The organism is Lentzea sp. NPDC054927 (genome assembly GCF_053610285.1).
On the sequence record NZ_JBSGXZ010000022.1, the window covers coordinates 102,740 to 118,888 of the forward strand.

Below are 16,149 nucleotides of genomic sequence, written 5' to 3' on the forward strand. Positions count from 1 at the left end.
CTGCGCCATATGGCCGGAATATAGATCGCCTGGTGAGCATGCTCGCGAGGTCTCGAAGGAGCGAAGGATGACGTGGTACCAACGGCACGGCCGCGATGAGGGTGCCGAACTGCGCCTGGTGTGCTTCCCGCACGCGGGCGGCACCCCCGCACTGTTCCGCGGCTGGCCCGGCCACCTGCCCGCGGGCTTCGAGCTGCTCACCGCCTGCTACCCGGGACGGCACAGCCGCTTCGGCGAACCCTTCGCCGAGACCATGACCGAGCTGGCCGACGCCGCCGCCGACGCGCTGACCCCGTTCCTGGACCTGCCACTGGCCTTCTTCGGGCACAGCATGGGGTCCGCGGTGGCCTACGAGGTCGCGCTGCGTCTGGCCGAACGGCACGGGATCGCCCCGCTGCGGCTCTTCCTCTCCGGTCGCTCGGCGCCGCACAAGGTGCGACGCACCTCCACCCACCTGGCCAGTGACGCCGAACTGCTGGCCGAGACCACGGCGCTGGGTTCGGCGGCCAACGCCGCCCTCGCCGACCCCGACCTGCGCGAGCTGGTGCTGCCCGTGCTGCGTGCGGACTACCGGCTGATCGAGACCTACCACCCGGAGAACCCCGCCAAGGTGCGCAGCCCGATCGTGGCCTGCGTGGGCGACGAGGACACCGACTGCACCCCGGAATCCGTGCGGGCGTGGGCCGAGCTGACCACCAGCCGCTTCGAGCTGCGCAGCTTCCCCGGCGACCACTTCTACCTGGAGGACCGCGAAGCCGAGCTGGTCCGCTACCTGGCCGGACACCTGCGTGAGGACCTGCGGCTGCACCACATCACGCGCCGCGCGGCGGTGGGTCGTGCCTGAACTCCCCCTGGCGCACGCCCAGGAAGCGCTGAGGTTCCTGCACGGCCTGGCCCCGGACAGCGCCGCCCACAACACCGGCATCGCGGTCCGCGTGCTGTCCACTGTGGACAACGAGGCGCTGGGTGCGGCGGTGGCCGGGCTGGCCGCGCGGCACGAACTCCTGCGCTCCACCTTCCGCGACGGAATCCGCGTGCTGGGACCGGAATCGCGGGTCGCCCTGACGATCCGGGACCTGCCCGGCGCGGACGACGACAAGCTCGCGGCCGAGGTCCGCAACGCGCTCACCGAACCGCTGCGGCTGGACCAGGGCGCGTGCCGGGTGGTCCTGCTGCGCCGCTCGTCCGGCGACGCGGTGCTGCTGATCGTGGCCCACCACATCATCACCGATGCCACCTCGGCCTACGTCCTGCTGCGCGATCTGCTGCACCTGCTCACCGGCACCCCGCTGCCCGCGCCGCGCGGCGACTACGCCGGGCACGTCCAGCGGGAACGCGACCTCGTCGACGGGCCGCGCGGGGCCGAGCTGGCCGCGCACTGGCAGGAGGTCTGCCGCGGTTCCGCCGCGGCCGAACTGCTCACCGACCGGCCTCGCGGGCAGCGCCCCGCGTTCACCGGCGGCACCTGCCGGATCGTGGTGCCACCCGAGATCACCGCCGCGATCCGTGAGCTGGCCGGGGAATCGGGCGTCACGCCGTTCGCGGTGCTGCTCGGGTCCTTCCAGGGCCTGCTCTTCCGGACCACCCGCCGCCGCGACTTCCTGCTCGGCTGCCCCACCACCACCCGCTCGGGCAACCGGGACCGGGACGTGGTCGGCAACTTCGTCAACACCCTGCTCTTCCGCGCCCGGTTCACCGCCGAGACCACCTTCCGCGAGGCCGCCCTGGCCGTGGCCGGACAGGTGCGCAGCGGGGTGGGCGCGGCCGGATACCCGTTCTCGCTGCTGGCCGCGCGGGTCGGTGCCGGTGGCGCGCTCTGCCGGATCACGTTCAACCTGCTGACCACCGCGCACCTGGACCCGGCGCTGCGACCGTTGCTGGACAGCACCCGCACCGGGGACAGCACCGAGTTCGGCGGCCTGGAACTGCGGCCGTACCCGTTGCCGCAGCAGGAAGGGCAGCTGGACCTGACCGTGGACGTGATGCAGCACCGGGACAGCTTCGTGGCCGACTTCCGTTACGACGCCGAGCTCTTCGACCACGAGACCATCGACCGCCTCGCCGGGCACTACCTGGCCGCGCTCACCGCCGCGGTCACCGACCCGGACGGCCCGGTCGCCAAGGCCCGGCTGTGGTGAAGCCGGTGGAGAGGAACCAGATGTTCACCGACATCGTCAGCCGGCTGCGGCGCAACGCCCAGGACCTGCCGGACAAGGAAGCGCTGATCTACGTCCGGGACCAGGGCCGCGAACAGACCAGCACCGGGCTCACCTACGCCGAACTGGACCGCGAGGTGCGCACGCTCGCGGTGTGGCTGCTGGAACGCTGCGCCCCCGGTGACCGGGTGCTGTTGCGCTATCCGTCCGGAGTGGACTTCGCGGTCGCCATCCTGGCCTGCTTCTACGCCGGACTCGCCGCCGTACCCGCGCCCGCGCCGGTCAACCAGCGGCAGGACGGCCGCTCGCTGGGCATCGCTCACGACGCCGGGGTGGTGCTCGCCCTCACCGACGCCCGCCACCTGGACGCGGTGCGCGCCGAACTGGCCGAGTCCGGCCTGGCCGAGCTGCCCGCCGCCGCCACCGACGAGCTGGAACCGCGCGACGACGTGGACTGGACCCCGGCGCGGCCCAGCGACGACGCGGTGGCCTTCCTGCAGTACACCTCGGGCTCCACCAGTGAACCCAAGGGCGTGATCGTCACGCACGGCGCGCTCGCGCACAACCTGCACCTGATCCAGCGCGCCTTCGGTCTCGTGATCTCCGACCGGATGTGCAGCTGGCTGCCGGTGCACCACGACATGGGCCTGATCGGCATGTTGCTGCTGCCGCTGCACCTGGGCGCCACGACGGTGTTGTTGTCCCCCACCGACTTCCTGCGCCGCCCGCACCGCTGGCTGGAGCTGATGACCGAGCATCGGGTCACCGGTACCTCCGCACCGAACTTCGCCTACGACCTGTGCACCCGCAACGTCACCGACGAGCAGCTGGCCCGGCTGGACCTGTCCAGCTGGCGGTGCGCGCTCAACGGTTCGGAACCGGTGCACGCGGCCACGCTGACCCGCTTCGCCGAGCGCTTCGCCCCCGCCGGGTTCCGCGCCGAGGCGTTCAAACCCTGTTACGGCATGGCCGAAGCCACCCTCATGGTCACCGCCGCACCTCCAGGAACGTCCTATGTAGAACGTCCGGTCGACGCGGCGGCGTTGGAGCAGAAGGTCTTCACGCCCGCCGAGGAGGGCCCGGTGCTGGTGAGCAGCGGCCGGCCGCTGGAGCTGGACGTGCTGGTGGTCGACCCGGACACCTCGGAAGTGCTGCCGGAGGGCCGGATCGGCGAGATCTGGGTGCGCGGCGCCAGTGTCGCCGCCGGGTACTGGGGCAACGACGAGGCCACCGCGCACTCCTTCCGCGGCACCACCACCGACGGCCGTGGCGGGTTCCTGCGCACCGGGGACCTGGGTGTGCTGTTCGACGGCGAGCTGTTCGTGACCGGGCGGATCAAGGACGTGCTGATCATCCGCGGCCGCAACCTGTACCCGCACGACATCGAGCGCAGCGTGGCCGGCCTGCACGACGGCTTCCGCGGCCTGCACGGCAGCGTCTGCACCGTGCCCGCGCCACAGGAGACCATCGTGGTGATGCACGAACTGCGCGGCCGCGGCCTGGACCTGCCGGAACTGGCCGGGCGGATCCGCGGGGAACTGTCCACCGACCTCGGCCTGCGGGTGGCCAACGTGGTGTTCCTGCGCCCCGGCCAGGTGCGCAGGACCACCAGCGGGAAGGTGCGCCGCGCCCTGATGCGCGAACTGTTCCTCAAGGACGAGCTGACCCCGCTGTACGAGGAGCTGGACCCCGAACTGATCCGCCGCTACCGCGCTGGGGCAACGGTATGAGCGCGCTGTCCGCGGCGGAACTGGACCGGGCCCTCGGCGATCCTGACGATCCCGGCCGCCTGTTCTCGCACCGGCGGATCGCCGCGCTGGACGAGCGGGAGGAGTTCCCCGGCGAGATCTGCCGGGAGCTGGACGTGCTCGGCCTGCCCGCGCACTACGTGCCGGCCGAACACGGCGGCGCACTGCGCGCGTACCCGGACTCGCTCGCCCTGATGCGGGTGGTGGCCCGCCGCGACCTCACCACCGCCATCGCGCACGGCAAGACCTTCCTCGGCGCGGTGTCGGTGTGGGTGGCGGGCAGCCCTGAGCAGGCACAGGCGCTGGCCGCACGGATTCTGGACGGCGCGGTGGTGTCCTGGGGACTCACCGAACGCGAGCACGGCAGCGACCTGCTGGCCGGGGAGGTCGAGGCCCTGCCCACCGCGACCGGCTACCGGATCACCGGCGAGAAGTGGCTGATCAACAACGCCACTCGCGGGCAGCTGCTGTGCCTGCTGGCCCGCACCGACCCCGCCGACGGCCCGCGCAGCCACAGCGTCCTGCTGGTGGACAAGCGGACGCTGTCACCCGGCTCGTTCCGCACCCTGCCCGCGCCCAAGCTGCACGGCATCCGGGGCGCGGACATCAGCGGTATCTCCTTCACCGGCGCCGAAGTACCCGCCGGCGCGCTGATCGGCCAGGCAGGGCACGGGGTGGAGACCGTGGTGCGCAGCCTCCAGCTCACCCGCACCATGTGCGCCTCGCTCTCCCTGGGCGCGGCCGACGCGGGTCTGCGGCTCGCGGTTGACTACGCCGCCACCCGCCGCAACTACGACCGCCTGGTCGCCGATCTGCCGCAGTCACGCCGGTTGCTGGCCACCGCTTACGCCGATCTGCTGCTCACCGAGGCGCTGACCCTGGTGGCGGCGCGCGGGGTGCACAGCCTCACCGCCGAGCTGTCGGTGTCCTCCGCCGTGGTCAAGTACCTCGCACCGACCACTGTGGACGGTCTGCTCACGAAGCTGGCCAAGGTGCTCGGCTCCCGCGCGCTGCTCACCGGGGACGTCTTCGGCGAGGGCCGGTTCCAGAAGATCCAGCGGGACCACCGGATCGTCGGCATCTTCGACGGCAACACCGTGGTCAACCTGCACTCGCTGATCAACCAGTTCCCCAACCTGGTCCGCGGCCACCGCACCGGCCGGGTGAACGCGGAGGGTCTGGCCACCGCCGCCGACCTCACGGCCGCACTGCCGTCGTTCGACCGGGACCGGCTGACCCTGTTGTCCCGCACCGGTGCCAGCCCCGTCCAGGCGCTGCCCTCCGCACTCGACCGGCTCACCGGCCCCGCCGCCGAACTGGCCGGCGAGCTGCTAACCGCGCTGGAGCGGGTGGTGGCCGGCATGGCCGCGCACCGGCCCACCGCGGTCGAGGTGCCCGCCGCCGCGTTCACCCTGGCCGAGCACTACGCCGCCTGCTACGCCGGTGCCGCCGCCGTGCAGCTGTTCCTGGCCAACAGTGCACTGTGGACGGACACGCTGTGGCTGGAGGCCGTGCTGCTGCGCGTTCTGCATCGCCTGCGCCCCGCCCGGCCAGAACCCGTCGGCGCCGACGAGGTGTACGAGCGGCTGGCCCGGCTGCTGTTCGAGCAGCACGCCGCCGGAACGCCGTTCTCCCTGCTGTCCGAGGAGCCCTCGTGAACGACCTCGAACACCTCCTCGGCAACCCCGACGACCCCGACAACCCGCTGGGCCACCGCGCTTTCCTGGACGCCGACGAACGCGGCGAGCTGCTGCCCGCCGGGGTCGCACTGCTGGAGAACACCGGCTTCGGCGCGGAGTTCGTGCCCAAGTCGCTCGGCGGCAGGCTGACTCAGGCCGACGAACTCGCCCTGGCGCTGCGGCCGGTGTTCCGCCGGGATGCCGCGCTGGGCCTGGGACACGGCGCGATCAACCTGATCGCCTCGGTGCCGGTGTGGACCTCCGGGTCGGCGGCGCAGCAGAAGTGGCTGGCCGAGGTGCTGTTGCGCGGCGGGCAGAGCGCGGGCGCCTACACCGAACTGGCCACCGGGCACGACCTGGTCCGCTCGGCACTGCGCGCTGAGCAGACCGGCCACGGGCTGGTGCTCAACGGGCGCAAGGAGGTCATCAACAACATCTCCGCCGCGCACGCGGCCACCGTGCTCGCCCGCACCAGCGCGGAACCCGGCAGCCGCAGCCATTCCCTTCTGCTGGTCGACATGGCCGCGCTGCCCCGTGAACACGTGCGGTTCCTGCCGCGCTACCGCACCAGCGGGATGCGCGCGATCCGGCTCGGCGGAGTGGAGTTCCACGACTGCCCGCTGCCGGAGTCCACCGTGCTCGGCGATCCCGGCGGCGCACTGGAAACCGTGCTGCGCGCCTTCCAGGTCACCAAGGCCACGCTCACCAGCGCGGTCGTCGGGGCCCTGGACACCCAGCTGCGCACGGTCACCCGGTTCGCCCTGGAGCGCAAGCTCTACGGCCGCCGGGTCGCCGATCTCCCGCACGCCAGGACCACGCTGGCCAACGCCTTCGCGGACCTGCTCGTGGCGGACTGCCTGAGCACCGTGGCCTGCCGCGCCCTGCACCTGCTGCCCCGGCAGACCAGCGTGTACACCGCGGCGGCCAAGTTCCTGGTGCCCGAACTCACCCAGGACCTGCTGAACGACCTGTCCGTGGTGCTGGGCGCGCGGTCGTTCCTGCGCGAAGGCCCGTACGCGATCTTCCAGAAGCACCTGCGCGACCTGCCGCTGGCCTCGCTGGCGCACTCCGGTGCCACGGTCTGCCAGGCGACGATCATCCCGCAACTGCCCCGGCTGGCCCGGCGCGGCTGGCTGGACGCCGAACCCGCGCCTGCCGCGCTGTTCCGGCTGGGCGAGGCGTTGCCAGAACTGGACTTCACCGGCCTGGAGATCCTGGCAGGACCGGAGGACCCACTGCTGGCGACGCTGCCCGCTTACCTGTCCGATGTGGACGAAGAGCTGGCCGGTTTCCTGGTGGAACAGCTGCACCTGCTGCACGCGGACTGCCTGGCGCTGTCCCCGCGCAACCGGACCCCGCTGGCCGAACCGGTCGCGTTCGACGTGGCCCGCCGGTACGCCCTGCTGCTGGCCGCCGCGGCATGCCTGGGCGTGCACCGGCACCACCCCGGCGGCACGGACTGGCTGCCCGCCGCCCTCGGCCGCATCGCCACCCGCCTCGGCCACGAACCCGCGGAACCCCCGGCCGGGCTGTTCGCCGAACTGCTGGCCCGCCAGGAGTCCGGCACGGCATTCGACCTCACCGGCCGCCACCTCAGCTGAAAGGACCTGCCATGAGCACCCCGAACCCGGACGAGGCCGCACTGCGCGGCTGGTTGCTGGACAAGGTCGCCTTCTACCTGGAACGCCCGGTGGAGGAGATCAAGCCGGACGTGAAGCTGGTCGAGTACGGCCTCGACTCGATGTACGCGCTGACGTTGTGCGGCGCGATCGAGGACGAGTACGGCCTCGAACTGGAGCCCACGCTCGCCTGGGACCACCCCACCGTCGACGCGCTCACCGCACTGCTGCGGAAACGACTGACCGAGCGCGCCGCTGTATAGATCCCCTATAGACCGCCGCGAGAAAGTAACAACACCGTCCACTGTGGAGGTTAGAAGATGACTGCCGAGAACGACCCCTTCACCTACCTGGTCGTGCTCAACGACGAGGAGCAGTACTCGATCTGGCTCGAGCACCGCGAGCTGCCCGCCGGCTGGCGCGCCGAGGGCAAGCGCGGCACCAAGCAGGAGTGCCTGGACCACATCGGCGAGGTGTGGACCGACATGCGCCCGCTGAGCCTGCGCAAGCGGATGGAGCAGCAGGCCGCGTCCTGACCGCGGCCGCTTCACCGAGCTGAACCCTGCCCGGCGCCTACCGAGGGAACGAGTGATGGCGCAAGAGAACACCACCGGGGCCGACCGCCCAGACCGGACGGAGGCGATCGGCAGCTGGATCCTGCTGGTCGCGATCCTCTGCGAGAACCTGGGGGTGGTGTGGGATGTGCAGTGGCACGACGACGTCGGCCCCGACACCTTCTTCACAGCCTCCCACCTGCTGATCTACTTGGCCCCGGTCATCGCCGGGCTGACCAGCCTCTACGTCGTGCTGCGGCGCACAGCGGACAGACGCCGCGGCACCGAGGACTCCGAAACCGCAGCGGCCGCCGTGACCGTGCTCGGCACCTTCCGTGCCCCCGTCGGCTTCCTGGTCGCCGGGATCGGCTCGGCCATCGAACTGCTCTACGGCCTCGGCGACCTGTGGTGGCACTCCATCTACGGCTTCGACGTGACCCTGAACTCGCCCCCGCACGTCGGCCTGGCCCTCGGCGGCGTCGGCATCTGCGTGGGCACCATCCTCGCCTTCACCGCCCAGCGGGATCACACCTTCGGGCGCTGGGGCCTCGCCATGAGCGTGGCCATCAGCATGGCCACGGTGATCTTCGCGCTGTTCTGGGCCCAGCCCAGGTCGGTGACCATCACCTTCGTCGACGTGCTGTCGCTGGTGCTGGTGGCCGGGGTGGTGCGCCGTCCTGGCTGGGTCACCCTGACCGGCCTGTGCTTCGGCGTGCTGCACGTCGTGGACTGGTACTTCGGACCCTGGGCCGCGGAGGCCTACGCGACCAGCGTCGGCCTGCCGTTGCGCGACGGCGTGGACGGCTTCCCCCGGATGGCCATCATGTACCCGATGCTGCTGCCGGTGGCCGCTCTCCTACTCGACGCGGTGCTGATGTTGGGCCGCAAGGGAAAGCTGTCTCCCCAACTGGTCATGCCCGCCGGTGGCGCGGCGGCGGGGGTCGTACTGCTGCTCAGCTACCTCATGCAGGACCACATGTTCGACATGACCCGCAGCCCCGGCCTGCTCGCCGGTGCGATCGGCGTGCTGCTGGCGGCGCTGGCCGCCTGGCTCGGCTGGTGGTTCGCGCACCCGTTGCGCAACCTGGGTCCCCGCGCGGAGGTGAACTGACCATGCGTCTCTCCCAACGCATCGGCGCCCTGCTGGCCGCGATGGTCGCGGTCACGCTGTCGGCGACTCCGGCGTTCGCGGTGGACCCGGTTCCGGTGGTGCACTCCGAGACCGCGGTCATCGGTCCGTACACGATGCAGGTCTCGTTCAGCGACTGGCCGCTGTCGGCGGGCAAGTCCCTGGACTTCACCTTCCTGCCCGCTGACGGCATCACCGGCCACCAGGGCAAGCTGCTCATGGTCAACCCCGCCGGCGAGGCCACCAACTCCCCCGGCGACGACCTGGCGCGCTACCCCCGCCAGCGCGACCGCTGGGGCATGGACACGTTCCTGCTGGAGGACGAGGGCACCTGGAAGTTCCAGTTCACCCTCGACGGTCCGCAGGGCCCTGGCAGCGGTGAGGTCGACATCGCGGTCGGCCCGCGCCCAGGACCGCCGATCGAGGTGGCCTGGGTACTGGGACTGCTGCCGTTGATCGCGATGGTCCCGGTCAGCGTCGTGCTGCTGATCCGCGGCCGCCACAACCGCCGGCCGGGCCGCTGGTCCTGGCAGTGAGCCGAAAACAGTTCGGCTGAACATTCGAAACAGAAGGGAAGCTGGGGGAAATGAACAAACGCGCGCTTTTGACCGGAGTGGTGGCCGCGAGTGTCCTTGCGTTCGGCGTGCTGGCACCGACGGCCGCATCCGCGGTCACGGTGCAGGACGGCGGCTGGACGTTCACCGGCGACACCTACAACGACGACATCCTCGGTCGAGCGAAGTGCCAGTCCGTGGCCGTCGCTCGCGAGGAGATCTATTTTCCCCGGGACTACGACTGCCACTGGGCTGTTCCGCTCAAGCTCGGCGTCGTCGGTCTCTGGTACAGGTAAAACGCATTGTCGAGCTGAAAGAAAGCTGGGGGAAATGACCAAACGTGTATTGACGGGCATGCTGACCGCGGGTGCGCTTGCGCTCGGTGTGCTGGCACCGACGGCCGCGTCCGCGGCCACGGCGCAGGACGGCGGCTGGACGTTCACCGGTGACACCTGGCCCAACAACACGACCGGCGCAGCGGCGTGTGGACTGGTGGCGTTCTACAACGAGAAGATTCATCCCCGGGACTACGACTGCCATTGGGCTGTTCCGCTCAAGGCGAGCGTGATCGGTCTCTGGTACCGGTAACACTGCACTGACGAGAAAGGGGCTGCCCGTTCTGGGCAGCCCCTTTCTCGTTGAGAACTACAGGCCGGACTCCGTGGTCCGGACCAGGATGGCGCCGCACTCCTCGCAGCGCACGACCTCGTCCGCCGCGGCTTCCTTCAGCTTCGACACCGCGCTGCGGTCCAGCTCGATCCGGCACGCGCCACAGCGGCGGGACTGGATCAGGGCCGCACCGATGCCGCGCTGCTCGCGCTGGCGGTCGTAGGCCTTCAGCAGGTCGTCCGGGAAGCCCTTGGCCATCGTCGCACGGTCGGCGACGCGCCTGGTCTCGGTCGTCTCGAGGTCGGCGAGGGCCGTGTCACGCCGGCGGCTCGCGTCCTCGAGGGTTTCGCGGGCCTTGTCGAGCTCGACGCGGGCGAACGAGGCATCGGCGTCCACGGCCTCACGGCGTTCCATCAGCTCCAGCAGGTCGTCCTCGAGGATGCCCTGACGACGCTGGATGGTGGCGAGTTCGTGCTCGAGCTCGGTGAGCTGCTTGGCACCGACCGAGCCGGACTGCATGAGCTTGCGATCGCGCTCCCCGCGAGCCCGCACCTGGTCGATCTCGGTCTCTGCGCGCTTCACGTCGCGGTCGAGGTCGGTGAGCGTCGTCTCGACGGCCACCAGCGCGTCCTGCTTCGCGCGCAGCTGCTGCTCGGCCTCGGCGATCTCCGCGATTTCGGGCAGCGTGCGGCGACGGTGGGTGACACGCGCCAGTTCGGCGTCGACCTGCGCCAGGTCGAGCAGCCTGCGCTGCACTGCGGGATCGGCTTTCACGCATGTCCTCCTACTGCTGAGCTCGTCGCACCGACGGTCCACGGGTCGGTCCGGCGGGTGGAGACGAGTACGTCGACCCTACCGCCGAAGGCATCCCGCAGGATCTCCGCCGCCTGCTCGCACCACGGCCACTCGCTGGCCCAGTGCGCCACGTCCACCAACGCGGGCCCACCGGACTCGACGTGCTCGCTCGCCGGGTGGTGGCGCAGGTCGGCCGTGACGTAGGCGTCGACGCCCGCGCGCCGCACCGCGCCCAGGAAGCTGTCGCCCGCGCCGCCGCACACCGCGACCCGTTTGATCAGGCGTTCCGGGTCGCCCGCTGCCCGCACGCCCTGGATCGTGGCGGGCAGTGCGTCGGCCACGCGCTGGGCGAAGACCCTCAGCGGTTCGGGTGCCGGCAGCTCGCCGATGCGGCCCAGACCGGTGGCGCTCGGCAGGTCCGCCATCTCGTGCAGGGTGAAACCGGTCTCCTCGTCCGGGCGGGCTGCTTCCAGGGCGTTGAGGACGGCGTTGCGGCATGAGCGCGGCAGGGCCAGTTCGAGGCGCGTGCCGTCGAGGCTGATCACGTTCGCACCCGCGTCGGTCAGCGCCTTGATCACGCGCTCGCCGTCTCCTCGCACTGAGGTCGTCAGCACGTCCGCCGGGGTGCGTGGCGCGGCGTCGAGTGGTCCGGTGATGGTGAGTCCGATGGCCTTCGCGAGCGCGTCCGAGACTCCCGGCAACGCGCTGTCCGCGTTGGTGTGCGCGCAATACAAGGCGGAGCGGTTCCGGATCAGCTTGTGCACCAACGCGCCCTTGGGTTCGTTGGCCGGAACACCGTTGACGCCTTTGAGAAGCAACGGGTGATGGGCCAGCACGAGCTGTGCTCCCGCGGCCACCGCCTCGTCCACAGTGGACTTCGTCGGGTCGACGCAGACCAGGACCCTGGTGACGTCGTCGTCCGGGTCTCCGCAGACCAGGCCGACCGCGTCCCACTTCTCGGCGGTCTTCGGCGGATACGCGGACTCCAGCACCGCGATCACGTCGGCGAGCTTCAAGCCAGTTCCTCCATCACTACCCGCAGCGCGTCCAGGAACACCGCGAACTCCCGGGGCGGCCTGATCGCCACGCGCAGGTACGTGTCGTCGAGTCCGGGGAACGTGTCGCAGCGGCGTACCGCGATCCCTTTGTCCCGCAACGCCTCCCGCGCGCCCTTCGGTGCCCTGATCAGCAGGAACGGCGCTTTCGGCGGTACCACGACCAGATCTTGGAGCTGCTCCAAGGCGTACGCGGCGTGCGCCTCGGCCTCCTCGGCGAACCGTTTCGAGGCCTCCAGCGCCTCCGGCTCACAGCACGCCGTGATCGCCTCGAGCGTCAGGCTGCCGACGGGCCAGTGCGGACGGCCGTGCGCCAGCCGTTCGAGAGTCTCCGGATCGCCGAGGAAGTAGCCGGCCCGCAGCCCGGCCAGCCCCCACGTCTTGGTGAGACTGCGCAGCACGAGCACATCGGGGTCCCGCGCGAGCGACTCCGGCTCACCGGGCACGGCGTCCATGAACGCCTCGTCGACGACCAGCCGGCCGGGCAACTGCTTGATCCTGGCGGCCGCGTGCAGCACCGACGTGGGGTTCGTGGGGTTGCCGATGACGGTGAGATCAGCGTCCGTCTGCACGTCGCGCAGCTGGAAGTCGCCGTCGAGCAGCACGTGGTCCACCGGAATTCCGGCGTCGCGGAACGCCACTTCGGGCTCGGTGAAGCCCGGATGCACGATCGCCGCCCGGCGCGGCGAGAGCTTCGGCAGCAGCGCGAAGCCCTCAGCGGCACCGTTGAGCAGCAGAACCTCGTCAGGCGAGCGCCCGTGACGGCGTGCGACGGCCTCACGGGCGCGCTCTTCAGCCTGCTTGGAGGGATAACGGCCGAGGTCGTCGAGCGCCGCGGCCAGCCGTGCGCGCAGCCAATCGGGCGGGTGCGGCACCCGCACGTTGACGGCGAAGTCGGCAAGGCCTGGCGCGGCGTCGACGTCACCGTGGTGGCGCAGGTCTGGGCTGGTCATCGCCCTGGATTCTAGGCGACCAGCTCAGAGCCCCGCGTCACTGCATGTAGCGGCGGAGCTCGGTGAGGTGGCTGATCAGCTCGTCCAGCTGGAAGGCGTCGAGCTGCGCGGACTCACCGGGCGGGGTGCGGAAGCAGACGCGACCCTTCTCGTTGAGGTACACCTCGAACGCACGACGGCGCCCGAGGGCATCGGTACACCCGATGATCTCCCGTTGCGGGGGCACGTCGGTACCTGTCTGCATGGGCGGCCTCCATGTCGTTTGTCCGTACATCTTGCGACAGCGGTTGAGCGTTACCGTGCGGCGGTGCTCACTCACCGATCTTCTTGGCCGACAAAGTGATCGCTGTGGTGCAGTCGACGACTTCGCCTGCGGGCACGCTTTGCGCCGTTGTCTCCCAGTTCCGATCGAGCACGAGCATGCGACCACGGCCCGTCGCATCTTGTTCCAGCAGCACGTAGAGACCTGCGGCCTGCATCGTGTCCTGAGCGTACTGGTGCACCATGCCGACCACGTTCGGAACGGTGCACGTCTTGGCCGCGGGCGCCGGCTGGACGGGCGCAGCGGCGGGAGTCGTCGTGGCGGCGAGCACGGAAGCGCTCACCGAGGACTGCGCGGGAGCCGCACCTTGCTGCGGCACACAGGCACCGAGCGCCGCCAACGCACCCGCCACCCCCACCGCGAGCTGCAAGTTCTTCCTGTTCAGGTACCGCACGGCGAACGCCATCGTGAGCTCCAAAGTGGTCCGGCGAGTTCGGCCGGTCCGTCGAATCACCACGCACTCCCGTTACCCAGGGTGCACAAACGCCACCCGGTTGGACGGTTTCCGTAACCAAATCCCTTAGGCTGCGCGATATGCAGGTCCACGTCTCGTTCGTCTGCACCGGCAACATCTGCCGGTCCCCAGTGGCAGCACTCGTCTTCCGAGAATGGCTGTCGCGCGAAGGATTGTCCTCTTCCGTCACCGTGTCCAGCGCCGGTACCGGTGGATGGCACGTAGGCGACCCCGCCGACCCACGCGCGCTGAAGACGTTGGCGGACAACGGATATCCAACCGACCACGTGGCCGCACAGGTGGGCGATCCGCACCTGGCGGCAGACCTGCTGGTAGCGCTCGACTCCGGCCACGCACGGACGTTGCGCCGGATGGTCGATCCCGATCGCGTCCGGTTGCTGCGCTCGTTCGACCCGGACGCCGACGACGTGGACGTGCCGGATCCCTACTACGGCGACGATTCCGGGTTCACCGAGGTGCTGGTGATGATCGAGGCGGCGATGCCGGGGCTGATCGCATGGGTCCGCGAGCAGCTCTGAAGCCTGCGCACTTCTTCAGGAAGCTGTGACCTTTCGCCCGCGCACATCTGTGATCCGCTGCACAAGGCCAAGGGTTTCCGCACCGCCGCGCCTGGCCGCACGTTCCAACGGCTCCAGGCGGTCGCGGGCACGTCTGCTGTTCAGCTGGTCGACGAGGTTCAACGACCTCGTCGCCACCCGCAAGCCCTCGTCGACGTCACCGCTGCGGAGGTGGCACGTCGCCAGCTCCGCCAGATCGAAGGAACGGGCTAGCGCGTAGTCGTCATCTCGGTGACGCAGGCTTCGGCGAAGAGCCGCGACCGCCTTGTCCCACCCACCCAGCTCGGCCCACGTCACGCCGACCGCGGCGAGGAGTTCCGCCTCGTCGAAGAACCTCAACCAGTCGGGCAGCTCTCCTTCCGCGTGGAAGTTCTCCACGGCCAGCGACAACGCCCGCTCAGCCGACTCGCGGTTGCCCATGACCGCATAGCAACGCGCCTCCCGCACTTCCAGCAACGCGCACAGCCGCGGTGACTTCGACGCCAGCGCCACGGGATAGCCGAACTGGAACAACCTCAACGCCGCGTCGGGCGGTCCGTGATACTGCTCCATCCGGCCCGCGCAGTAGAACAACATGGCCTGCAAGGGCATGTTCCGGGCGTCCTGCGTCAACTCGAGACCCGCGAGCAGGTGCCCTCGCGCCTGATCCAGACGACCCATGTCGAACGCCGCATTCGACGCCCGCCTGTGCAGCAAGGCCACCGCCTCGAACAGAGCCGGCCTGGTCGCGTCTCGCATCGAAGCGTTGAGCAGGCCACGCGCCCACCGCAGCTGCCCCTCGACCGCAGCCAGCACCACCCCGCCGCCGAACTGCGACTCCAGCCCGGTGAGCTCGTGCAGCACGCGGGTCAGGATCTCGACATCGCCAAGCCCCACGCGAGAGGGCACCGGCGTTGCCTCCGCCACATGCGCTGCCCTCTCCGCTCTGCCGAACACCGGTTGGCCGATCACGATCTCAGCCGCGTGAGCCAGGAACGAGACTCGCTGCCCGGCCTCGTCCCGCGATGACGGCGGGCTGCTCTCCTCGTACTCCAGCCCCAGATAGCCGCGCGGGATGCCGAGGCTGAGCGCGATCCGTTCGAGCAGCTCGTAGGCCATGACCTGGCGACCGCCGATGATCTCGGAGATCTCGGACTGGTTCTGCCTCGTGATCAGCGCGATCTCCCGCTGCGGGACGCCGTCCTCCACGAGCAGCCGGAAGACCGTCCCGATGTCGCGACGGGCCAGGGCGTCACGCACGTCGGGACGGTCCCAGTAGACCTTGAACCTGTCCATCGCCTCGAAGGTACTGCCGAGCACCGACACCGGCCCGGCTCATCGGCCAAGGTGATCGGCCGGACCGATGAGTGCGGTCGCCAAACGGTCGTTCCCGCAGGTCGAGCGTGCCAGGATGAGATTCATGGACCTCACCGGCTGGACGTGGCTGAACGAACCGCAGCAGTGGTCGACCGACCCCCTGACCGTGCACGCCGACCCCAGCAGCGACTTCTGGCGCCTCACCGGCAACGGCATCATCCGCGACAACGGTCACCTCTACGGCCTGAGCCTCACCGGCGACTTCACCATCACCGCGACCTTCAGCGGCGAGTACGCGGCGCAGTACGACCACGCCGGCGTCGGGCTGCTGATCGACGGCGAGAACTGGATCAAGGCCGGCGTCGAGGTGTTCGACGGCAAGCGCCAGGCGAGCACGGTCGTGACCAGGGGTTTCTCGGACTGGAACCTCGCACTGACCCCCGCCTTCGACCGGTTCACGATCAGCGCGGAACGCAAGGGCGACGCGGTGTGGGTGAAGTACGGGATCGACGGCGGGGAACCCGTGAACCTGCTGCGCAAGGCCTACTTCCCACCGGCGGCCGAGGCCAAGGTCGGGATCATGGCGGCGAGCCCGGAGGGCGACGGGTTCGTGACCCAGTTCCACGAGGTCCAGCTCACCCGATAGCG

General features: G+C 70.2%; 19 protein-coding genes. 13 read left to right on the forward strand and 6 right to left on the reverse strand.

What is annotated here, in order from left to right; translation table 11 throughout:
• Positions 1-67: 67 nt before the first annotated feature.
• The 11 genes from ACWGE0_RS26410 to ACWGE0_RS26460 are packed head-to-tail and all read left to right on the forward strand — an operon-like array spanning position 68 to position 10,027.
• Positions 68-844 (forward strand): thioesterase II family protein, encoded by a 777-nt coding sequence (locus tag ACWGE0_RS26410; protein WP_452263578.1) that lies wholly within the window; start codon positions 68-70, stop codon positions 842-844.
• Positions 837-2,138: a condensation domain-containing protein gene (locus ACWGE0_RS26415; protein ID WP_452263579.1), complete on the forward strand. Its 1,302-nt coding sequence runs from the start codon at positions 837-839 to the stop codon at positions 2,136-2,138. The genes ACWGE0_RS26410 and ACWGE0_RS26415 overlap by 8 nt, the downstream gene beginning before the upstream one ends.
• A 5-nt stretch (positions 2,139-2,143) precedes the next feature.
• Positions 2,144-3,886, forward strand: coding sequence for a fatty acyl-AMP ligase (locus ACWGE0_RS26420; RefSeq protein ID WP_452263580.1), 1,743 nt, complete (start codon positions 2,144-2,146; stop codon positions 3,884-3,886).
• Positions 3,883-5,562 (forward strand): acyl-CoA dehydrogenase family protein, encoded by a 1,680-nt coding sequence (locus ACWGE0_RS26425; protein WP_452263581.1) that lies wholly within the window; start codon positions 3,883-3,885, stop codon positions 5,560-5,562. Before ACWGE0_RS26420 ends, ACWGE0_RS26425 begins: the two co-directional genes overlap by 4 nt.
• Positions 5,559-7,184, forward strand: coding sequence for an acyl-CoA dehydrogenase (locus ACWGE0_RS26430; protein WP_452263582.1), 1,626 nt, complete (start codon positions 5,559-5,561; stop codon positions 7,182-7,184). Before ACWGE0_RS26425 ends, ACWGE0_RS26430 begins: the two co-directional genes overlap by 4 nt.
• Before the next feature lie 11 nt (positions 7,185-7,195).
• Positions 7,196-7,465 carry an acyl carrier protein gene (locus ACWGE0_RS26435; protein WP_452263583.1) on the forward strand — a complete coding sequence of 90 codons (270 nt, stop codon included), beginning with the start codon at positions 7,196-7,198 and terminating at the stop codon, positions 7,463-7,465.
• Positions 7,466-7,522: 57 nt separating this feature from the next.
• Entirely contained in the window at positions 7,523-7,738 is a 216-nt protein-coding gene (locus ACWGE0_RS26440) for an MbtH family protein (protein WP_452263584.1), read from the forward strand.
• A 55-nt stretch (positions 7,739-7,793) separates the two neighbouring features.
• On the forward strand, positions 7,794-8,867 hold the full coding sequence (locus tag ACWGE0_RS26445) for a hypothetical protein (RefSeq protein ID WP_452263585.1): 1,074 nt from the start codon (positions 7,794-7,796) through the stop codon (positions 8,865-8,867).
• A 2-nt stretch (positions 8,868-8,869) separates the two neighbouring features.
• Positions 8,870-9,421, forward strand: coding sequence for a hypothetical protein (locus tag ACWGE0_RS26450; protein WP_452263586.1), 552 nt, complete (start codon positions 8,870-8,872; stop codon positions 9,419-9,421).
• Between the two features lie 50 nt (positions 9,422-9,471).
• Complete coding sequence (locus ACWGE0_RS26455; RefSeq protein ID WP_452263587.1) at positions 9,472-9,735, forward strand: hypothetical protein; 264 nt, start codon at positions 9,472-9,474, stop codon at positions 9,733-9,735.
• A gap of 34 nt (positions 9,736-9,769) precedes the next feature.
• On the forward strand, positions 9,770-10,027 hold the full coding sequence (locus tag ACWGE0_RS26460; RefSeq protein WP_452263588.1) for a hypothetical protein: 258 nt from the start codon (positions 9,770-9,772) through the stop codon (positions 10,025-10,027).
• Positions 10,028-10,084: 57 nt separating this feature from the next.
• Here the strand turns inward: ACWGE0_RS26460 and ACWGE0_RS26465 are convergent, their stop codons facing one another.
• The 5 genes from ACWGE0_RS26465 to ACWGE0_RS26485 form a co-directional block, all read right to left on the reverse strand.
• The gene (locus tag ACWGE0_RS26465) at positions 10,085-10,822 is read right to left on the reverse strand and encodes a zinc ribbon domain-containing protein (RefSeq protein WP_452263589.1); all 738 of its coding nucleotides are present in this window, start codon (positions 10,820-10,822) and stop codon (positions 10,085-10,087) included.
• Positions 10,819-11,859, reverse strand: a complete 1,041-nt coding sequence (locus ACWGE0_RS26470; RefSeq protein ID WP_452263590.1) for a Nif3-like dinuclear metal center hexameric protein — start codon at positions 11,857-11,859, stop codon at positions 10,819-10,821. Before ACWGE0_RS26470 ends, ACWGE0_RS26465 begins: the two co-directional genes overlap by 4 nt.
• Positions 11,856-12,851 (reverse strand): Rv2231c family pyridoxal phosphate-dependent protein CobC, encoded by a 996-nt coding sequence (gene cobC / locus ACWGE0_RS26475; protein ID WP_452263591.1) that lies wholly within the window; start codon positions 12,849-12,851, stop codon positions 11,856-11,858. Before cobC ends, ACWGE0_RS26470 begins: the two co-directional genes overlap by 4 nt.
• 37 nt (positions 12,852-12,888) lie before the next feature.
• Positions 12,889-13,095, reverse strand: coding sequence for a hypothetical protein (locus tag ACWGE0_RS26480; RefSeq protein ID WP_030472678.1), 207 nt, complete (start codon positions 13,093-13,095; stop codon positions 12,889-12,891).
• Positions 13,096-13,162: 67 nt separating this feature from the next.
• The gene (locus ACWGE0_RS26485; RefSeq protein WP_452263592.1) at positions 13,163-13,627 is read right to left on the reverse strand and encodes a PASTA domain-containing protein; all 465 of its coding nucleotides are present in this window, start codon (positions 13,625-13,627) and stop codon (positions 13,163-13,165) included.
• Between the two features lie 80 nt (positions 13,628-13,707).
• On the opposite strand from ACWGE0_RS26485, the gene ACWGE0_RS26490 reads away from it, so the two are divergent.
• Positions 13,708-14,166 (forward strand): low molecular weight protein-tyrosine-phosphatase, encoded by a 459-nt coding sequence (locus ACWGE0_RS26490; protein WP_452263593.1) that lies wholly within the window; start codon positions 13,708-13,710, stop codon positions 14,164-14,166.
• Between the two features lie 15 nt (positions 14,167-14,181).
• On the opposite strand, the gene ACWGE0_RS26495 is transcribed toward ACWGE0_RS26490, so the two are convergent.
• Positions 14,182-15,480, reverse strand: coding sequence for a hypothetical protein (locus tag ACWGE0_RS26495; protein ID WP_452263594.1), 1,299 nt, complete (start codon positions 15,478-15,480; stop codon positions 14,182-14,184).
• Between the two features lie 115 nt (positions 15,481-15,595).
• On the opposite strand from ACWGE0_RS26495, the gene ACWGE0_RS26500 reads away from it, so the two are divergent.
• Complete coding sequence (locus ACWGE0_RS26500) at positions 15,596-16,147, forward strand: DUF1349 domain-containing protein (RefSeq protein ID WP_452263595.1); 552 nt, start codon at positions 15,596-15,598, stop codon at positions 16,145-16,147.
• Positions 16,148-16,149 lie beyond the last annotated feature (2 nt).

Excerpts from the sequence above, each read along its gene's own strand:
- ACWGE0_RS26410 (WP_452263578.1), top strand. The coding sequence starts at position 68 with ATGACGTGGTACCAACGGCACGGCCGCGATGAGGGTGCCGAACTGCGC.
- ACWGE0_RS26425 (WP_452263581.1), top strand. The coding sequence starts at position 3,883 with ATGAGCGCGCTGTCCGCGGCGGAACTGGACCGGGCCCTCGGCGATCCT.
- ACWGE0_RS26435 (WP_452263583.1), top strand. The coding sequence starts at position 7,196 with ATGAGCACCCCGAACCCGGACGAGGCCGCACTGCGCGGCTGGTTGCTG.
- ACWGE0_RS26440 (WP_452263584.1), top strand. The coding sequence starts at position 7,523 with ATGACTGCCGAGAACGACCCCTTCACCTACCTGGTCGTGCTCAACGAC.
- ACWGE0_RS26445 (WP_452263585.1), top strand. The coding sequence starts at position 7,794 with ATGGCGCAAGAGAACACCACCGGGGCCGACCGCCCAGACCGGACGGAG.
- ACWGE0_RS26450 (WP_452263586.1), top strand. The coding sequence starts at position 8,870 with ATGCGTCTCTCCCAACGCATCGGCGCCCTGCTGGCCGCGATGGTCGCG.
- ACWGE0_RS26455 (WP_452263587.1), top strand. The coding sequence starts at position 9,472 with ATGAACAAACGCGCGCTTTTGACCGGAGTGGTGGCCGCGAGTGTCCTT.
- ACWGE0_RS26460 (WP_452263588.1), top strand. The coding sequence starts at position 9,770 with ATGACCAAACGTGTATTGACGGGCATGCTGACCGCGGGTGCGCTTGCG.
- cobC (WP_452263591.1), bottom strand. The coding sequence starts at position 12,851 with ATGACCAGCCCAGACCTGCGCCACCACGGTGACGTCGACGCCGCGCCA.
- ACWGE0_RS26480 (WP_030472678.1), bottom strand. The coding sequence starts at position 13,095 with ATGCAGACAGGTACCGACGTGCCCCCGCAACGGGAGATCATCGGGTGT.
- ACWGE0_RS26490 (WP_452263593.1), top strand. The coding sequence starts at position 13,708 with ATGCAGGTCCACGTCTCGTTCGTCTGCACCGGCAACATCTGCCGGTCC.
- ACWGE0_RS26495 (WP_452263594.1), bottom strand. The coding sequence starts at position 15,480 with ATGGACAGGTTCAAGGTCTACTGGGACCGTCCCGACGTGCGTGACGCC.
- ACWGE0_RS26500 (WP_452263595.1), top strand. The coding sequence starts at position 15,596 with ATGAGATTCATGGACCTCACCGGCTGGACGTGGCTGAACGAACCGCAG.